The organism is Roseovarius lutimaris (genome assembly GCF_900115165.1).
Classification (GTDB): domain Bacteria; phylum Pseudomonadota; class Alphaproteobacteria; order Rhodobacterales; family Rhodobacteraceae; genus Roseovarius; species Roseovarius lutimaris.
Genome location: NZ_FOVP01000019.1, coordinates 24,493 through 41,428, shown reverse-complemented (window position 1 = coordinate 41,428; position 16,936 = coordinate 24,493). Strand labels below are relative to the sequence as shown.

Below are 16,936 nucleotides of genomic sequence, written 5' to 3'. Positions count from 1 at the left end.
ATCTTAATCTCTCCGGCGCAGCTCGATCGGTGCGAATGCATCTGATTGTCGAAGCTCGGCACGCCCCTCTTTCACCAGTTCAAGCGAGGCCGCGAAGGTCGAAGCGGTGGCCGAACGACGCCGCGCGGGATCGGTGGTGAACCCGTCGGGCAGATAGGTTGAAATATCGGTCCAGGTGCCCGCATAGCCGATCAACCCGCGCAGCCGATCAAGCGCCTGTTCCATGGTGAAAATCGCATCGCGGTCCATCACGAAGGGGCGAAATTCGTCGCGGGTGCGGATGCGGGCATAGCCCTGCATCAGATCGAGAAGAGTCGCGGAATAGGTCACGCGGCGCAGGCGGGTCACGTCTTCGGGCAGGCCACGGGCGAAGAAATCGCGCCCAAGGCGATCACGCCCCATCAGGCGCGCGGCGCAATCGCGCATCGCCTGCAATCGCTCTAGCTGAAACGCCAGATGCGCGGCAAGCTCTTCGCCCGATGGCCCCTCTTCGTTCGGGTCCGGCGGCAACAACAGCCGCGATTTCAGAAAGGCGAGCCAGGCCGCCATCACCAAATAATCCGCCGCCAGTTCAAGTCGGAGCGCCTTGGCCTTTTCCACGAAGGTCAGATATTGCCGCGCCAGTTCAAGCACCGAAATCTTGCGCAGATCGACCTTTTGGGTGCGGCTCAGCGTCAGCAACAGATCAAGCGGGCCTTCAAACCCGTCGACATCGACGATCAGCGCCTCGGCGGCCAGCCGTTCGGCCACCTCGCTCGGCTTGTCCGCGTCGCTAAAGTCGTTCTCAGTCATCCACATGCCCGTTTATCAGCGCGTCAAGCTTTGCCGATAGGGCCGGAATGTCAACAGAGTCGGGGGTTTTGCGCGCGCCAAGGGCGCGTTCTGCGCGGCTTTGCGCGACCTCGGTCATACGCCCGGCGGCCTCGGCCACCTCGCGGCGCTCCTCCAGAGTGCCGTTGCAATGCAGGATCACGTCACAACCCGCCTCGATCGAGGCGCGCGACAGATCCGTCAGCGAGCCGCGCAACGCCTTCATCGAAATGTCATCGGTCATGATCAGCCCGTCAAAGCCGATCTCTTCACGGATCAGCCGCATCATCCGCGCCGAGGTGGTGGCGGGGTGCGGATCAATCGCGGAATAGACCAGATGCGCCGTCATCCCCAAAGGCAGGTCATTGAGCGCGGCAAACGGCGCGAAATCGGTTTGCGACAACAGGTCATGGGGCGCATCCACCATCGGCAAATCGAGATGGCTGTCGACCTGCGCGCGGCCATGGCCGGGGATATGCTTGAGCACCGGCAGAACACCGCCATCAAGCAGGCCATTGGCCACTGCCCGCCCGATGCGCGCGACGGTGTCGGCGTCAAATCCGTAACAGCGGTTCTGCAAAAACGGATGGGTGGCGGGGCCGGCCACATCGACCAGAGGCGCGCAATTGCTGTCGATGCCAAGGCTGTGCAATTCATCCGCAATCAGGCGATAGCGCAGATACATCACCGCTTCGGCGTGTTCACCTGCGGCCTTGACCTGATCAAGCGGCGCGGGCCAATCGCGCCAGGTCGGGGCGCGCAGGCGCTGTACGCGCCCGCCTTCCTGATCAATGGTGATCGGGGCCGCGCGCCCGACCGCGTCGCGCATCTCGGCGCAAAGCGCGCGCACCTGTTCAGGGCTGTCGATATTGCGCGCGAACAGGATAAAGCCAAACGGATCAGCCTCGGCAAAGAACGTCTTTTCCTCTGTGCTCAGGCGCAGGCCTTCGGCATCCAGAATGGTCGCGCCAAAGCGTGTCACCGGGTGACCACCGGGATGCATTCGGCGCGTTCCGCCACGAGCGCAGAACAGAACCGGCGCGCTTCGCCAAGATCGGCAAAGCCCATAGCCCGCAACCGATAAAAGGTGCGTCCGCCACTTTCAGCACGCTGAATAACACGTTGTTTTCCCTCAAGGAAAACACCAAACTTGACCAACAGACGATCCCATTCGCCGCGTGCCACCTCGGGGGAATCAAACGCGCCCAATTGCGCCAGGCGGGTGCCGACGGCGATCGTGTCGGGGTTCACTTCGGCGGCCGGGGCCGATTGCGCGGCGGCCACGGCCAGGGCCACCGCCTCGGGGACGCTGGTCAATTTCGCCGGGCGCAGACGTGGGCGCAGGGATGTGCCTATACCCCCTTTGACGGGGGCCGGTGCGGCAATTTCTTCGGGTTCCGGCGTGACGGCGGGCGCCTCTTCCAGGCCGGAAATCGGCGGTACACCTTCGGTAAGCTGCTCGACCAGAGTGCTGATCGCGGCATTTTGCACGGTTTCCGGTGGTGCGGTCGGATCGCTTTCCCCGGCCTCCGCCATGGGTGTCGCTTCGGCCTGTTCTATCTCTGCGGCGGTCGCCGACGGCACATCCTCAAGCGTCAACTCAAGCGGCGGCGGGGCCAGCACAAGCCGGTCAGCCGGGGCCGCAGCGGTGCCTTCGGCGGCGACATTGTTCACCGACAAGCCCTGGTGCTGGGCCGCGCTCCCGCCGGGATCGGCGGGTTGCACCCGCATCGGCCCTTCGGCGGCGCGCACCACCGGCACACCGGAGACGTCGCGCACAAGAAGTTTGTAGCCCCAGCCCGCAACGCCAACAATCAGCGCAAGCGACAAGGCCGCGCCCGTAAAATTCGTCAGTTTAACAAGGACATTCGCCCGATCCGGCGCAGCATTATACTGCGCATCCTGCATCTGTGCCATGGTCCGCCTCTTTTTCACCGGCGATACATAGCCGCCGGGGAGTTGATGATCTGCCTCATCCCCGGCGTCTGCCTGTGCGATTTGTTACCGCATCTCTTCAGCCGGAGTGACACCAAGAATACCAAGACCTGCGGAAATAACAACGGTTACGGCACGCACAAGGGCGATTTTCGCCTGTGACGTGGCCGGATCACCGTCTTGCAGGAATCGCAGGCTGGCATCGTCATGGCCACGGTTCCACAAAGCGTGCAGATCGCTGGCCAGATCATAGAGGTAAAACGCCACGCGATGCGGCTCGTTGGTGCGCCCGGCAATTTCCACAAGACGCGGCCATTCAGCCAGCTTTCTGGCCACGTTCAATTCCGCCTCATGGGTCAGGATCGACAGATCCGCCGCCGCAAGGGCCGCATCGCTCACGTCAATCCCGGCCTCGGCGGCCTTGCGCAGCACCGAATTGACCCGCGCATTGGCGTATTGCACGTAAAACACCGGATTGTCCTTGGACTGTTCCAGCACCTTGTCGAAATCGAAATCAAGCGGCGCGTCGTTCTTGCGCGTCAGCATCACAAAGCGGGTCACATCGGCGCCCACAAGATCGACCACATCGCGCAGGGTGACAAAGGTCCCTGCCCGCTTGGACATCTTGAACGGCTCGCCATTCTTGTAAAGCTTCACCAGTTGGCAGAGTTTGATATCAAGCGGCACGCGCCCGTCCGACAAGGCGCTGACGGCGGCCTTCATCCGTTTGACATAGCCACCATGATCGGCGCCAAGCACGTCGATCAGCATGTCAAAGCCACGGTTGACCTTGTCAAAGTGATAGGCAATATCAGGCGCGAAATAGGTCCAGCCGCCATCGGATTTCTTGACCGGGCGATCAACGTCATCGCCATGCGCGGTGGAGCGGAACAGCGTCTGTTCGCGCGGCTCCCAATCGTCGGGAAGCTTGCCTTTGGGCGGCTCAAGCACGCCCTCATAGATAAGCCCCTTGGCATCGAGCGCCGCAAGCGCCGCCTCGATCAGACCGGTGCCATACAGCGATTTCTCGGAATAGAACACGTCCATTTCCACGCCAAGCGATTTAAGATCGGCGCGGATAAGCGCCATCATCGCCTCGGTGCCGAAATTGCGCACCTCGTCAAGCCAGACTTCTTCGGGCTGATCGACATAGGCGGCGCCGACCTTGTCCTTGAGGGCCTGACCGACCTCGATCAGGTAATCGCCGGGATAGGTGCCATCGGGAAAAGCCACCGCCGTGCCATGCGCCTCAAGATAGCGCAGATAGACCGACCGCGCGAGCACATCGACCTGCGCACCGCCATCGTTGATGTAATATTCGCGCGTGACCTCATGGCCGGTGAAATCAAGCAGGCTTGCCAAAGCATCGCCAAACACCGCGCCACGGGTGTGGCCCACATGCAGCGGGCCGGTGGGGTTGGCGCTGACGTATTCGACATTGACGCGCTTGCCCTGCCCCATGTTCGAGCGGCCAAAATCCTTGCCCGTGCCAAGGGCTGCGCGGGCAACATCATGCCAGAGCGAGACCGCCAGCCGCAGGTTCAAAAAACCCGGCCCGGCCACCTCGGCGCTGGTGATGCGCGCGTCCTTGGCCAGAAGCGCGGCAAGCGCCTCGGCAATCTCGCGCGGTTTGAGGCCCGCAGGCTTGGCCAGAACCATCGCCGCATTGGTTGCCATGTCGCCATGCGCCGGATCGCGCGGCGGCTCGACCGTGACATTGGACAGATCAAGCCCCTCGGGCAGGCTGCCCCCGGTCTGCATCTGGGCCAGGGTGTCAAGCACGAGGCTGCGGATATCGGTAAACAGATTCATCGGATGTTCCTTGCTGCGTTGCGCGCTGGTTTACCACTGACAGCCGGGGCGTCAATCGCCGGATCAATCACCGGATCAATCGCCGGGCGCGCAAACCGTCAGAACCGACCCACAGGCCCCGCCCGCCCCGGCGCGATCAAGATACAGCGCCGCCAGCAAAAGCGCGCCAGGTGCGCGCCGCGTCGGCGCCATCTTCGGATCGGATTTATCCAGACGCAGCGCGTTGATCGCAAAGCCCGTGCCCATCTCAGCCTGCATCAGGGGGGCAAGATCCCCCAGGGCCGAGCGATAGGCATGGTGTTCGGCCGGGGCGTTGCCTGCGGGCATGTCATAGACCAGCAGAACCTTGCCCTTGCCGCACCGCAACCCCTGCGCAAGCGCGCGCGTGAGCGCCGGGATACTGGCGATCGCCGCGCCGAGCCGGGTTGGATCGCGCAGCGCCTGAAGGTGGATCAAAAGATCTATCGGTGTGTCCTGCCAGATATCGCCCAATTCCTGGCACTGGCGGGGGCGCAAAACATCAAGCCGCAGGGTTTCTATCCGGCCCGGATTCAGGCGGGCCAGCGCGATGTTGCGCTCTTCATCCCGGTCAATCGCGATCACCCCCGCACCGGCGCGGGCAAAACCGCCCGCCAGAGTAAGGCCTGCCGCGCACCCCGCCGACGCAATCAGAACGGTTTTGCCGGATGCATTGCCTTGCACGCTTAAATTACCACCTCAGAACCCCTAACGCGCAATCGTTAACACTCTGACAGTATCCGTTCAACTTTGCCATTTGGTTAAGCCGGTTTTTCCTTGCGTGGCGGAGAAAGCGCCAGAACCCGGTGCCCCGCGGCCCATTTTGGCTTGGTCTCGTCGGTGATGAACGACAGCGCGCCTGAACTGTGAAACTCCGCCACGACCACCGCATCGGGGTTGTCGGCTTGCCAGTCGTCAAAACCATAGCTGTCGCTCAGTGTGGTGGTGCGCACGCTCCAGCCCTCGGTCATGCGTCGGGCAAGCGCGTTATACCCCAGATCGCCGAGAATGATGCGCCCGCCAAGACTGGCCGGCAGGGCATGGCGGGCATATTCCTGTTTGGCGCGCTTAAGCTGAAAGACGTTGTCACGGCCAAATTCCGGGGCAAGGTCGGTCGCGACCAGCGTGTTATAGGCGTCATTGTCACTGATCGCGAGAATGCGGCCGAAATTCATGATCTCGACCCCGTGTTCGGCCGCCTCGGAGAGGATATCGCCAAAGAACGTCGGCACGCCGGCCTCGCGCGCGCTGCGCAGATGGCTGCGGTTCGGATCGCTGATCAGGACCGGCACCTCAAGCGCCTGAAGCGCTTTGCCAAGCGAGGTGGCAAATTGCGAGCCCCCGGTGATGATGACCCCCGGCGTGCCCTGTCCGGCAAGGCCCAGAAGCTGCCCCATCGGGCGCAGCGAAAAGCCGTGCAACACCACCGTCGCCGCCACCAGCGCAAAGGCCAGCGGCGTCAGCCGCGCCGCATCCTCAAAGCCAAGCGCCACAAGGCGTTCGCCAAACAGCCCCGCCACCGCCACAAGAACCACGCCGCGCGGGCCAGTGAAGGCCACCAAAAGGCGCTCGTTGAGTGGCAGTTTTGTTCCGATCAGCGAAAGCAGCACTGTCAAAGGGCGCACCAGAAGGATCGTCACCACCACGAAAAGCGCGGCGCGCGCGTCCAGAAGCGCAAGCGCCTCCATATTCATCGAGGCCGCCAGAAGGATGAACACCCCCGAAACCAGCAGGACCGTCGCATGCTCCTTGAAACGGCGCAGCTCGGCATAGCTTGGCAGGTTGGCATTGGCGATATAGACCCCCATCATCGTGACGGTCAAAAGCCCGCTTTCATGCAAAACCGTGTCTGAAAGGGCAAAAACCCCCAGCAAAACGGCGAAAAGCACCGGCACTTTCATGTATTCGGGGACTTTGCCATCGCGAAACACCCGCGACAGCCCCCAGCCCGCCGCCAGCCCGAGCGCCACCGCGATGGTGATGCCGCGCGCCATTGCCCAGACCGCCGAAACGGCGGTTTCCGAGGTGTTGAGCACCAGCACGACCTCGAACGCCAGAACGGCAGCGAGCGCGCCGACAGGATCGTTGACGATGGCCTCCCATTGCAAGAGTTGCGCCGGGCGCCGGGCCAGGCGCGCCTGACGCAGGAGCGGCGCAATCACCGTCGGGCCGGTGACGATCATGATGCCGCCAAACACCGCCGCGACGCCCCAGCCAAGCCCGGCGGCGTAATGCAACGCCAGCGTCGAGCCAAGCCAGCCCACTGGCGCGCCGATCAGCACCAGCCGCCAGACGCCTTCGGCGGCGCCGCGCAGGCTCTGGATATTGAGGGTCAGACCGCCCTCGAACAGGATGATCGCCACCGCAATCGCCACCATCGGGCCCATCAGGGGGCCAATGTCGCGCGCCGGATCAAACAGGCCAAGCCCCGGCCCGACCGCAAGCCCCGCCAGAAGCATCAACACGATGGCCGGCATGCGCAACCGCCAGGCCAGCCATTGCGCCCCGACCCCCAGGGCGCCCACGAGCGCAAACACCATCACCGGCGACAAGGCCCCGGCCTGCGATTCGATTGCCATGATCGCTAGTCTCTCCCTCGCTCGCCGGGGCCACCCGGACCGCCCAACAAACGGGCGTGCTGTTCAAGGGCAAACCGGTCGGTCATCCCTGCGATATAATCACTCACCAGCCGCGCCAGGGCCGTCTTGTCGGTGGCCCGCGCCACGTCATCGCGCCATTCCGGCGGAAGATAGCGCGGCTGTTCCAGATAAAACGGAAACAGGTCACTGACAACGCCATGGACCTGCTTGCGCATCTCGTTGACCGAGGGCGCGCGATACATCCGGGCATAGAGAAACTTGCGGATCTGTTGCAGATCGGCCCAGAGAGCGGGCGAAAAGCGGATCACCGCGCGGCCCAGATGGCGCACCTCGGCAGCACTTGCGGGCGCGGCGCGGGCCAGCTCGGCGCGCGAATGCTCGATCACATCACCGACCATCACGCCAAACACCCGGCGCAGGGCCTCATGACGGCGGCGCGTGGCATCAAGACCGGGATAGAGCCGGTCAACCTCGCCATAACAGGTCCCCACGATTGGCAAGGCAGCGATTTCATCATCGTCAAACAAACCTGCGCGCAACCCGTCATGCAGATCGTGATTGTTATAGGCGATATCATCCGACAGCGCCGCCACCTGCGCCTCGGCATTGGCATGGGTGTCAAGCTCAAGGTCATGGCGCGCATTATATTCGGCCAGGGCATAGGGCAGCGGCCCGGTCACCGGGCCGTTGTGCTTGGCAATCCCTTCCAGCGTCTCCCAGGTGAGGTTGAGCCCGTCAAATTCGGCGTAATGGCGTTCCAGAGTGGTGACGATACGCAGAGCCTGGGCGTTGTGATCAAAGCCGCCATAGGGTTTCATCAACGCATCCAGCGTATCCTCACCCGCATGGCCAAAGGGCGTGTGGCCAAGGTCATGGGCAAGCGCCACCGCCTCGGTCAGCTCGCCATTGAGGCCAAGCGCGCCCGAAATCGTGCGCGCAACCTGTGCCACCTCGATCGAATGGGTCAGGCGGGTGCGGAAATAATCGCCCTCATGTTCGACAAACACCTGGGTTTTATGCTTGAGGCGGCGAAAGGCGCTGGAATGGATGATCCGGTCGCGATCGCGCTGAAACGGCGAGCGAAACGCGCTTTCCTCCTCAGTGACAAGGCGGCCACGAGTCTGGGCCGGATCAGAGGCGTAGCAGGCCGTCATCATGAGTATCCTTGTCGACAGTTCCTGTCGTCCATATATTGCCCTGTAAGAGATGTCTAATACCAGCCCGGAGACCAAAATGAACCTGCCCCCGAAAGTGACCCAACGCGCCTTTGCCCGCCTCGCCGAAATCGGTGCGGATCAGCAGGGCAGCGCACTTCGCATCGCGGTTGAGGGCGGCGGCTGTTCCGGGTTTCAGTATGACATCAAGCTGGATCAGCCCGGCGCGGATGATCTTGTGCTTGAAGGCCAGGGTCAGAAAGTGGTGGTCGATAGCGTGTCATTGCCGTTTCTGGCGGGTGCCACGATTGATTTCAGCGAAGAACTGATCGGCGCACGCTTTGTGATCGAGAATCCGAATGCCAGCAGCTCTTGCGGCTGTGGTGTTTCTTTCTCGATGTAAATCAACATCCTGAAGGACAAAGCTAAACCAAGCCGCTTGTCGCGCTCTGGCGTGCGCGCCGCGCGTATGGGGCGCTCTGACCGCAGCAATCCGCTTGTCAGCCGCCCGGCACTGGGCGATAGAGGGGCAAAGCAGACAGGGGAGCACCCATGAAAATCGCCAGCTTCAACATCAACGGGATCAAGGCCCGGATCGAGGCCCTGCCCGCCTGGCTTGATGAGGCCGAGCCGGATGTCGCCCTGTTGCAAGAAATCAAATCCGTCGACGAAAATTTTCCGCGCGAGATCTTCGAGGACCGGGGCTATAACGTCGAAACCCACGGTCAAAAGGGGTTCAACGGGGTAGCGATCCTGTCCAAGCTCCCGCTTGAGGATGTCAGTCGCGGCTTGCCGGGCGACCCGGAGGATGAACAGGCCCGCTGGATCGAGGCGACGGTGATGGGCGACAAGACGGCGGTGCGGGTCTGCGGGCTATATCTGCCCAATGGCAACCCGGCGCCGGGGCCGAAATATGACTATAAACTGGCCTGGATGGAACGGCTGCGCGCCCGCGCGCAGGGCCTCCTGGCCAGCGAGGAACCGGTGGTGATGGCGGGCGATTACAACATCATCCCCCAGGATGAGGACGCCGCCCGCCCAGAGGCCTGGCGCAAGGATGCGCTTGCCCTGCCCGAGAGCCGCGCCGCGTTTCGCCGCATCCTGAACATTGGCTTTACCGAGGCGTTTCGCGCCCGCACGCAGGGGCCGGGGCATTATACCTTCTGGGATTATCAGGCCGGCGCGTGGAACAAGAATGACGGCATTCGCATTGACCACTTCCTGCTAAGCCCGCAGGCCGCCGATCTTTTGACCGATTGTCAGATCGACAAGGATATCCGGGCGCGCGAAAAGCCGTCGGATCACGTGCCGATCTGGATCACGCTGGACGCCTGAGACAATCATAGCGCCCGTGACGCCTGCGACAGGGACGGCATTACCGTCAGTCATTGCCCACCTGGTGGGTTATATTCGTTGATAGCTCAGTCGACCATCCCTGTGGCCCCTCCGATATGCATCAACAACAGATATGCGGACGGAGCTGCCGTTGATCAAGTTGGGCAGAGCGCGACCGCGGGTGGGCATGTGCAACAGTTTTGACGGGCATTTATATGGTGCCACAGCTTGCCGCGTTCTGTCCTGAGTTCAACGCCGCAAAAGAGCCCGCCCATGGGGCGGTCGTGCTCTGCCCGGCGGGCTACGCCCTTGATTCCGGGCGGGGATAACAGTCACCTTGGGCTCGAAGTGGTCATTTACCCTCCCGCACACAAGCCAAAAGGCGCGTCGATCTAACGGCGCGCCTTTTGTTTGTTTTACCCGACAGGTGGCATGTCCCCTGCCCTGACGATCACTCAGAACGCTGAATCAACCAGCGTTGAGAGCGCGTTGTGACGCGGGGCCATCGCAGAGCGGCTGACGCTGTTCAAAGGCGTCGTGCTTGGGCGGTTGCCAAGCGGCAGGGTCACGCTCAGGCGAAGGGTATCCACATCGGTGTTTGCGCCGGGCGCGCTCAGATCGGTGCGCGACAGTTCAAGCGAGACGGCGGCCGGCAGGCGGCTGATCTGTTGCAGGTCATAGCCGACACCAACCCCAAAGGTCGTGGCATCAATACCGCCGGTGTTAAAATCAACATAGCTCAGCCCGCCAAAGCCGGACCAGCCGTTGCCAAAGCCATAATCGCCGCCGATGCCATACGAGTCGATCTCAAGATCGGGGCCGGGACCGGACACATCGCTGCGCATCACGTGACCGCCAATGCGGGCTTGCGGCGAGACCACGTACCGCAGGTTCAGGCCGTAATCGACCCAATCCACCCCCGGCGCCAGATCAGGCGAGGTTTCGGTCATGCCAAGAAAGCCCTCGGCGCCGAATGTATCGTTCACATACCCGAGCGACCCACCATATGAAGTGGCATCGAGATCGCGGGAAAATGAGCCGAAATCCAGGTTTGCATAATCAAGATAGCCGCCGACGACCACGCCGTTCAAAAACTGATAGTTCAGGGTTAGACCAAAGTCAGAGGCAGACAGATCGTTGCTTGTGCGGTCTTCGTCCACGTTCTTGAACGAGCCGTAAAAGCCGATGTTGAAACTGTTGTTCAAGGCAATGTTGCCAACCCCGTCCAGTGACAGGGTCGAGAGATCGCCCGCCGGCCCCGAGACCGACGAGGCGCCGTATCCAAGGGTAAATGCACCGCCCGCGTCCTGCGCACAGACGGCAAGGGGCATAGCAGCAAGCGCAGCCCCCATGATCATATTTGATTTCATAGACATAGACCGCTCCTCATGGCTTTTTTTATTGTTCCCTCCTTGTGACGAATCCGCGCGCAAAAAGCAATGCAGACGCAGCTGCAAAGGGAAGTATTTACGGCGTTCACACGTATAAGTGACCTGTCTTCTCCGGGCGGATTACGCCGGGATTTGCGTCACGTCATGGCCGTAAAGCCAGTCGAACTGACGCATCATCCGGATGGGCGCCAGGGCCCCACCAGCGCGCAAAGCGGTATGGGCGGCCCAACGTAGCGGCGGGAAAGACAGGTGGTATTTCCAGGCGTTGCGATTGGCAGCCTCGACCACCCGGCGCACGCGGGCCTCGCGGCGGGTCTGATAGCGGGCAAGTGCCTCTGGTACATCCGCGCGCGCCGATAGCGCATCGGCCAGAACCCAGCCATCCTCAAGCGCCATTGACGCCCCCTGCGCCATGAACGGCAGCGTCGGATGCGCCGCATCGCCCAAAAGCGCGACATTGCCCGCCTGCCAGACCGCTGCGACCGGGTGGCGGAACAAACCCCAGAGATGCACCTCCTGTACCGCGTCAAGCATGGCGCGCACCTCGGGGCAGAAATCGCCAAAGGCGGCGCGCAGGGCATCGGGATCGTCTTTCTGACTCCAGCTTTCGGCGGCCCAGGCGGCCTTTTCCTGCACCGCGACGATGTTCAAAAGCGTGCTGTCGCGCAACGGATAGCTGACCACATGGCGCATCGGCCCCATGTGAACGCGTGCCTCGGGCCCGCGCCCGCCGGGATTGGGGATCGTCGTGCGCCAGGCTACCTGACGGGTGAAGAACGGCGCCGATGTCCCATTGAGCGCGACGCGGGCGCGCGAATGCAGCCCGTCGGCGCCGATCACCAGATCCGAAACGAGCGTTGCGCCATTGGCCAGCTCTACCTTTGGACGTGCGCCGGGGGTGACGCCGGATACCTTTTGCAAAAGCCGGATCTTCACACCCGCCGCCCGCGCGCCCGCCGCCAGAATCTCGATAAGATCGGCCCGGTGAATGAAGTAGTAATCGCCGTTTTCCAGCGCCCCGAGATCAAGGCGCACCACCTCGTGGCTGCGGTAATCACGCAGGCTGACCGCCTTGGCCTGAACCGCCCTCCGGCGCAGCGCGTCCCCAAGACCGAGCGCACGCAAAACCGCAAAGCCATTGGGGCTTATCTGAAGACCGGCCCCGACCTCGGAAATTTCAGCGGCCTGTTCAAGCACCGTCACATCAGCCCCGCGCAGGGCACATGCGCGCGCCACGGCGAGACCGCCGATACCGGCCCCGATGACCGTTATGTTGAGTCTGTCCAACCCCATAAGGCCCCCTTTGAACCGAAACGCGCCGGGGATAAAGCCCCGACGCGCCATTTCGTGAAAATCCTCTGTGCGCCGCGGCGCCCCCGGCCCTAGTCGTCGCGGTGAACTTTTTCGCGGCGCTCGTGGCGCTCTTGCGCCTCAAGGCTCATGGTGGCGATCGGGCGTGCATCTAGCCGCTTGAGGCTGATCGGTTCGCCGGTCACTTCACAATAGCCATATTCGCCCTGATCAATCCGGCGCAACGCCGCGTCGATTTTGGATACAAGCTTGCGCTGACGATCCCGCGTGCGCAACTCAAGCGCGCGGTCGGTTTCTTCGCTTGCGCGATCGGCCACATCGGGGATGGCACGGGTGCCATCCTGAAGGCCTTCGATCGTTTCGCGGCTGCCTTCAAGAAGATCTTCGCGCCATGCCAGAAGCTTGCGGCGAAAATATTCTGTCTGGCGGTCATTCATAAACGGCTCGGTTTCAGCCGGCCGATAATCTTCGGGCAGAAATACCTCTGCTTTCATGGTGCTCCCCTCAGCAAGGCCAATGTCAGGCATGATAATCTCCTAAGACAGGTGGCGCCCCTGCGCGGTGATCTACACCCGCCTTGACGGATTGTCACTAGGCAATCACACGCCATTGATGTGATTTGTCGGACAATCTAGGGTGTCCCGAATGACTGGCCCCAACCGCCGCAAAAAGGACGAAAAAAACGATGAAATTTGAAGGCACCGACGCCTATGTCGCCACCGATGATCTAACCGTGGCGGTCAATGCCGCCGTAACGCTTGAGCGCCCGCTGTTGGTCAAGGGCGAACCCGGCACCGGCAAAACAGAGCTGGCCCGTCAGGTGGCGCACTCGCTTGGCATGCGTCTGATCGAGTGGAATATCAAATCGACCACCAAGGCGCAGCAGGGCCTTTATGAATACGATGCCGTAAGCCGGTTGCGCGACAGCCAGCTTGGCGACGCGCGCGTGCATGATGTGAAGAATTATATCAGGCGCGGCAAGCTCTGGGAGGCGTTTGCCTCTGACGACAAGGTGGTTTTGCTGATTGATGAGATCGACAAGGCAGATATCGAGTTTCCCAATGACCTGTTGCAGGAACTCGATCAGATGGAGTTTCACGTCTATGAAACCGGCGAAACCATCAAGGCGCGCAACCGTCCGGTGATCATCATCACCTCGAACAATGAAAAAGAGCTGCCGGATGCGTTTTTGCGGCGCTGTTTTTTCCACTACATCCGCTTTCCCGATGCCGACACGATGCGCAAGATCGTCGAGGTGCATCATCCGGGCATCAAGGATGCGCTGCTTACCGCCGCCCTGACCCAGTTTTTCGAGCTGCGCGAACAGCCCGGTCTCAAGAAAAAACCCTCGACCTCCGAGGTGCTGGATTGGCTCAAGCTGATCCTCGCCGAAGACCTGAGCCCTGAGGATCTGCGCCGCGACGGGGCCAATGCCTTGCCCAAGCTGCATGGGGCGCTGCTCAAGAACGAACAGGATGTGCATCTGTTTGAACGGCTGGCCTTCATGGCGCGACGTCAGCGTTGACCTGCGGCTTTGGGACCGGCTGTTTCGGGGCAGGAATCAGGGCCTCGAAACACCGGTTCCGCACGCCTGAATTTCATTTGCCACAGTTTTGCCGTAAACGCTCCTTACCCAGAACAGGATGAGCATCAATTCTCCCCCTGACCCGGCCATGGCCGTGGCAGCACCAAGGTGTGATTTGATCCCAAAGCGATCACGCCTATGCTTGCTCGACCAAACCGATGTTTGGCCCCTCGCATCTGTGGCGAAGGGTCTATTGATGATAGAAAGAATTTCGGGGGCCTGATGCGTCGTGTAATTTTGCCAATTTGTCTGCTGCTTGGCGCCTGTGTGCCGGGGCGATACAACGAAATGCCGACCCGCGCCGCGATGCAGCAGGAAAGCACCATGCCGCCGATGAAGTCGTTCTCGGCGCCGCGTCCCCTGCCGCCGCAACGCTCGAACCGCGACATTCAGCGCGATTTCCTTGATCTCAGCTTTCAGCTTGAATCCGGTCGGATGCTGCAACATCTGTCGCGCTTTGAAGGGCCGATCACGGTGCAGGTCACCGGCCAAGCCCCGATCACCCTTATCCCCGACCTCAACCGCCTGTTGCACCGGCTGCGCACTGAGGCCGGGATAAACATCAGCCGCGTCAATGACAGCGGTGCCAATATCACGATCGAGGCGGTAAGTCGCGATGATATTCGCCGCAGCCTGCCCAAGGCGGCCTGTTTCGTGGTGCCCAATATCTCTCGCCTCTCGCAATACCGGGCGGCGCGCAACACCCGCCTGACCGATTGGAGCCAGCTTAAAGAACGTAAGAAAATCGCCATTTTCGTGCCCAACGATTCAAGCCCGCAAGAGGTGCGCGATTGCCTGCACGAGGAATTGGCACAGGCGCTTGGGCCGCTCAACGATCTTTACCGCCTGAACGACAGCGTGTTCAACGACGACAATGTGCATGCGGTTCTGACCGGCTTTGATATGCTGATCCTGCGTGCCTATTACGCGCCGGAATTGAAGAGCGGCATGTCGCGCCGCGAAGTTGAGGCCCGCCTGCCCGGCATTCTGTCGCGGCTGCACCCCAGTGGCGATCATGTCGCCCCGCGCTTTGCCGGCTCGACCCCGCGCGCCTGGATCGAGGCAATCCAGACCGCCCTTGGGCCGGGAAGCCGCCCCAATCAGCGTCGCGCGGCCGCCCAGGATGCGCTGCGCATTGCCAGGGCCGTCGGCTGGACCGACCACCGCCGCGCATTCAGCCACTTTGCACTTGGTCGCCTGACCCAGGCCAGCGACCCGGATTTCGCCCAGGATCAGTTCGTTGCCGCCGAACAATATTACAAACGCAATCCCGGCACCGATCTTCACCGCGCCTACAGCGCCGCGCAACTTGCCGCCTATGCCATCAGCCAGGGGCGCGGCGAAGATGCGCTCATGCTGCTTGGGCCCCACCTTGGCACCGCAGAACGCTATGAAAACGCCGCGCTTTTGGCCACGCTGATGATGTTGCGCGCCGAGGCGCTTGACCTGAGCGGGCGGGTCGCAGAGGCGCGCAGCATTCGACTGGACAGTCTGGGTTGGGCACGATACGGCTATGGCGCAGATTGGGCGGTGCGTGCCAAGCTGAGAGAAGTAAGCGCGCTCAGCCCGTTAAAAGGACCGAACGGGTAAGATATGATCGTTATTTTCGGGGCAATTCTGGGCGCTGTCACAGGCGCGCTTCTGGCGCGGCGGCGCAAGGGCAAGCTGGCCGATATCCTGCAATATGGCTTTGTCTATGCGCTTATGTTCGCGCTTGTCGGCCTGTTCGTGACCTTGATCATTCACCGCAACGCCCTTTAAAAGCGCGATGTTCCTGCCATTCTTCGAAAACCTCAGAAAAGCCGGCCTGCCGGTCTCGCTGCGCGAATATCTGACCTTTCTGGAAGCGATGCTTGCCGGGCTTGTCACCTATGACGTCGAGGGGTTCTATTATCTCGCGCGCAGCGCCATGGTCAAGGACGAGCGCCTGATCGACCGCTTTGACCGCGCTTTTGCCGCCAGTTTCGACGGGCTCGAAACGATCAACGCCGACGACGTTCTGAGCGCTGTCGATCTGCCAGAGGAATGGCTTGAAAAGCTCGCCGAAAAGCATCTGAGCGCCGAAGAGCGCGCCGAGATCGAGGCGCTTGGCGGCTTTGACAAGCTTATGGAAACGCTCAGGGAGCGTCTCAAGGAACAGCAGGGCCGCCATCAGGGCGGCAGCAAATGGATCGGCACCGCCGGCACAAGCCCGTTTGGCGCCTATGGCTACAACCCCGAAGGTGTGCGCATCGGTCAGGACAAATCGCGCCACCAGCGCGCGGTCAAGGTCTGGGACAAGCGCGAATTTCGCAACCTCGACGACAATGTCGAGCTGGGCACGCGCAACATCAAGGTCGCTCTCAAACGCCTGCGCCGATGGGCCCGCGACGGCGCGGCGGACGAGCTTGACATGGATGGCACGATCCGCGCCACCGCCGAGCATGGCTATCTTGACGTCAAGACCCGCCCCGAGCGGCGCAATGCGGTCAAGGTGCTGTTGTTTCTTGATGTCGGCGGCTCGATGGATCCGCATATCAAGGTGGTCGAAGAGCTGTTCAGCGCGGCGCGCGCCGAATTCAAGCATCTGGAATATTATTACTTTCACAATTGCCTCTATGAGGGCGTCTGGCGCGACAATCGCCGCCGCTGGGATGCCCAGATCCAGACGCAAGAGGTGCTGCGCACCTATGGATCCGATTACAAATGCATTTTTGTGGGCGACGCCAGCATGTCCCCCTATGAAATCGCCTATCCGGGAGGCGCCAATGAGCATTGGAATGCCGAATCCGGTCAGGTCTGGCTAGAGCGGGCGCGCGCGCAATGGCCGGGCAATCTCTGGATCAACCCGGTGCCGCGCAATCAGTGGGATTACACCCATTCGATCGGCATGATCCGCGATATCTTCGAGGATCGGATGGTGCCGATGACGCTTGAAGGCCTCGATAGCGGCATGCGCGATCTGGTCCGCTAGAAACACGCCAATAGCTTCTTCTTGGCAAAAAT

16 protein-coding genes are annotated in these 16,936 nt (G+C 61.7%); 6 read left to right on the top strand and 10 right to left on the bottom strand.

The genetic code is table 11. From position 1 onward, the window contains the following. Nucleotides 1-3: 3 nt before the first annotated feature. The 7 genes from BMZ91_RS16090 to BMZ91_RS16060 form a co-directional block, all read right to left on the bottom strand. Nucleotides 4-792, bottom strand: coding sequence for a segregation and condensation protein A (locus BMZ91_RS16090; protein WP_092841203.1), 789 nt, complete (start codon nucleotides 790-792; stop codon nucleotides 4-6). Continuing rightward, on the bottom strand, nucleotides 785-1,813 hold the full coding sequence (gene nagZ, locus BMZ91_RS16085; RefSeq protein WP_092841083.1) for a beta-N-acetylhexosaminidase: 1,029 nt from the start codon (nucleotides 1,811-1,813) through the stop codon (nucleotides 785-787). Before nagZ ends, BMZ91_RS16090 begins: the two co-directional genes overlap by 8 nt. Next, on the bottom strand, nucleotides 1,789-2,727 hold the full coding sequence (locus tag BMZ91_RS16080; RefSeq protein ID WP_092841081.1) for an SPOR domain-containing protein: 939 nt from the start codon (nucleotides 2,725-2,727) through the stop codon (nucleotides 1,789-1,791). The genes nagZ and BMZ91_RS16080 overlap by 25 nt, the downstream gene beginning before the upstream one ends. 84 nt (nucleotides 2,728-2,811) lie before the next feature. Next, nucleotides 2,812-4,557 carry an arginine--tRNA ligase gene (argS, locus tag BMZ91_RS16075; protein ID WP_092841079.1) on the bottom strand — a complete coding sequence of 582 codons (1,746 nt, stop codon included), beginning with the start codon at nucleotides 4,555-4,557 and terminating at the stop codon, nucleotides 2,812-2,814. A gap of 75 nt (nucleotides 4,558-4,632) precedes the next feature. Beyond that, the gene (locus BMZ91_RS16070) at nucleotides 4,633-5,259 is read right to left on the bottom strand and encodes a hypothetical protein (RefSeq protein WP_092841077.1); all 627 of its coding nucleotides are present in this window, start codon (nucleotides 5,257-5,259) and stop codon (nucleotides 4,633-4,635) included. Nucleotides 5,260-5,336: 77 nt separating this feature from the next. Further along, nucleotides 5,337-7,154: a cation:proton antiporter gene (locus BMZ91_RS16065; protein WP_092841075.1), complete on the bottom strand. Its 1,818-nt coding sequence runs from the start codon at nucleotides 7,152-7,154 to the stop codon at nucleotides 5,337-5,339. A 5-nt stretch (nucleotides 7,155-7,159) separates the two neighbouring features. Next, a complete protein-coding gene (locus tag BMZ91_RS16060; RefSeq protein WP_092841201.1) occupies nucleotides 7,160-8,329 on the bottom strand; it encodes a deoxyguanosinetriphosphate triphosphohydrolase in 1,170 nt (389 codons plus the stop codon). 79 nt (nucleotides 8,330-8,408) lie between these two features. On the opposite strand from BMZ91_RS16060, the gene BMZ91_RS16055 reads away from it, so the two are divergent. Together BMZ91_RS16055 and xth are read left to right on the top strand one after the other, a co-directional pair. Next, on the top strand, nucleotides 8,409-8,732 hold the full coding sequence (locus tag BMZ91_RS16055; RefSeq protein WP_092841073.1) for a HesB/IscA family protein: 324 nt from the start codon (nucleotides 8,409-8,411) through the stop codon (nucleotides 8,730-8,732). 149 nt (nucleotides 8,733-8,881) lie between these two features. Beyond that, a complete protein-coding gene (gene xth, locus BMZ91_RS16050; protein WP_092841071.1) occupies nucleotides 8,882-9,664 on the top strand; it encodes an exodeoxyribonuclease III in 783 nt (260 codons plus the stop codon). A gap of 455 nt (nucleotides 9,665-10,119) precedes the next feature. Here the strand turns inward: xth and BMZ91_RS16045 are convergent, their stop codons facing one another. The 3 genes from BMZ91_RS16045 to dksA all read right to left on the bottom strand — a co-directional run bounded on the left by BMZ91_RS16045 (nucleotide 10,120) and on the right by dksA (nucleotide 12,893). Further along, the gene (locus BMZ91_RS16045; RefSeq protein ID WP_143076366.1) at nucleotides 10,120-11,040 is read right to left on the bottom strand and encodes a porin; all 921 of its coding nucleotides are present in this window, start codon (nucleotides 11,038-11,040) and stop codon (nucleotides 10,120-10,122) included. Between the two features lie 135 nt (nucleotides 11,041-11,175). Next, nucleotides 11,176-12,348 carry an FAD-dependent monooxygenase gene (locus BMZ91_RS16040; protein WP_092841199.1) on the bottom strand — a complete coding sequence of 391 codons (1,173 nt, stop codon included), beginning with the start codon at nucleotides 12,346-12,348 and terminating at the stop codon, nucleotides 11,176-11,178. 89 nt (nucleotides 12,349-12,437) lie between these two features. Next, the gene (gene dksA / locus BMZ91_RS16035) at nucleotides 12,438-12,893 is read right to left on the bottom strand and encodes an RNA polymerase-binding protein DksA (protein WP_092841068.1); all 456 of its coding nucleotides are present in this window, start codon (nucleotides 12,891-12,893) and stop codon (nucleotides 12,438-12,440) included. A 158-nt stretch (nucleotides 12,894-13,051) separates the two neighbouring features. On the opposite strand from dksA, the gene BMZ91_RS16030 reads away from it, so the two are divergent. The 4 genes from BMZ91_RS16030 to BMZ91_RS16015 all read left to right on the top strand — a co-directional run bounded on the left by BMZ91_RS16030 (nucleotide 13,052) and on the right by BMZ91_RS16015 (nucleotide 16,904). Then, a complete protein-coding gene (locus BMZ91_RS16030) occupies nucleotides 13,052-13,891 on the top strand; it encodes an AAA family ATPase (protein WP_092841066.1) in 840 nt (279 codons plus the stop codon). A 282-nt stretch (nucleotides 13,892-14,173) separates the two neighbouring features. Then, nucleotides 14,174-15,541 (top strand): DUF2927 domain-containing protein, encoded by a 1,368-nt coding sequence (locus tag BMZ91_RS16025; RefSeq protein ID WP_092841064.1) that lies wholly within the window; start codon nucleotides 14,174-14,176, stop codon nucleotides 15,539-15,541. 3 nt (nucleotides 15,542-15,544) lie between these two features. Further along, entirely contained in the window at nucleotides 15,545-15,712 is a 168-nt protein-coding gene (locus BMZ91_RS21525) for a hypothetical protein (RefSeq protein ID WP_092841062.1), read from the top strand. A 7-nt stretch (nucleotides 15,713-15,719) separates the two neighbouring features. Next, nucleotides 15,720-16,904, top strand: coding sequence for a vWA domain-containing protein (locus tag BMZ91_RS16015; RefSeq protein WP_092841060.1), 1,185 nt, complete (start codon nucleotides 15,720-15,722; stop codon nucleotides 16,902-16,904). The last annotated feature ends 32 nt before the right edge of the window (nucleotides 16,905-16,936 follow it).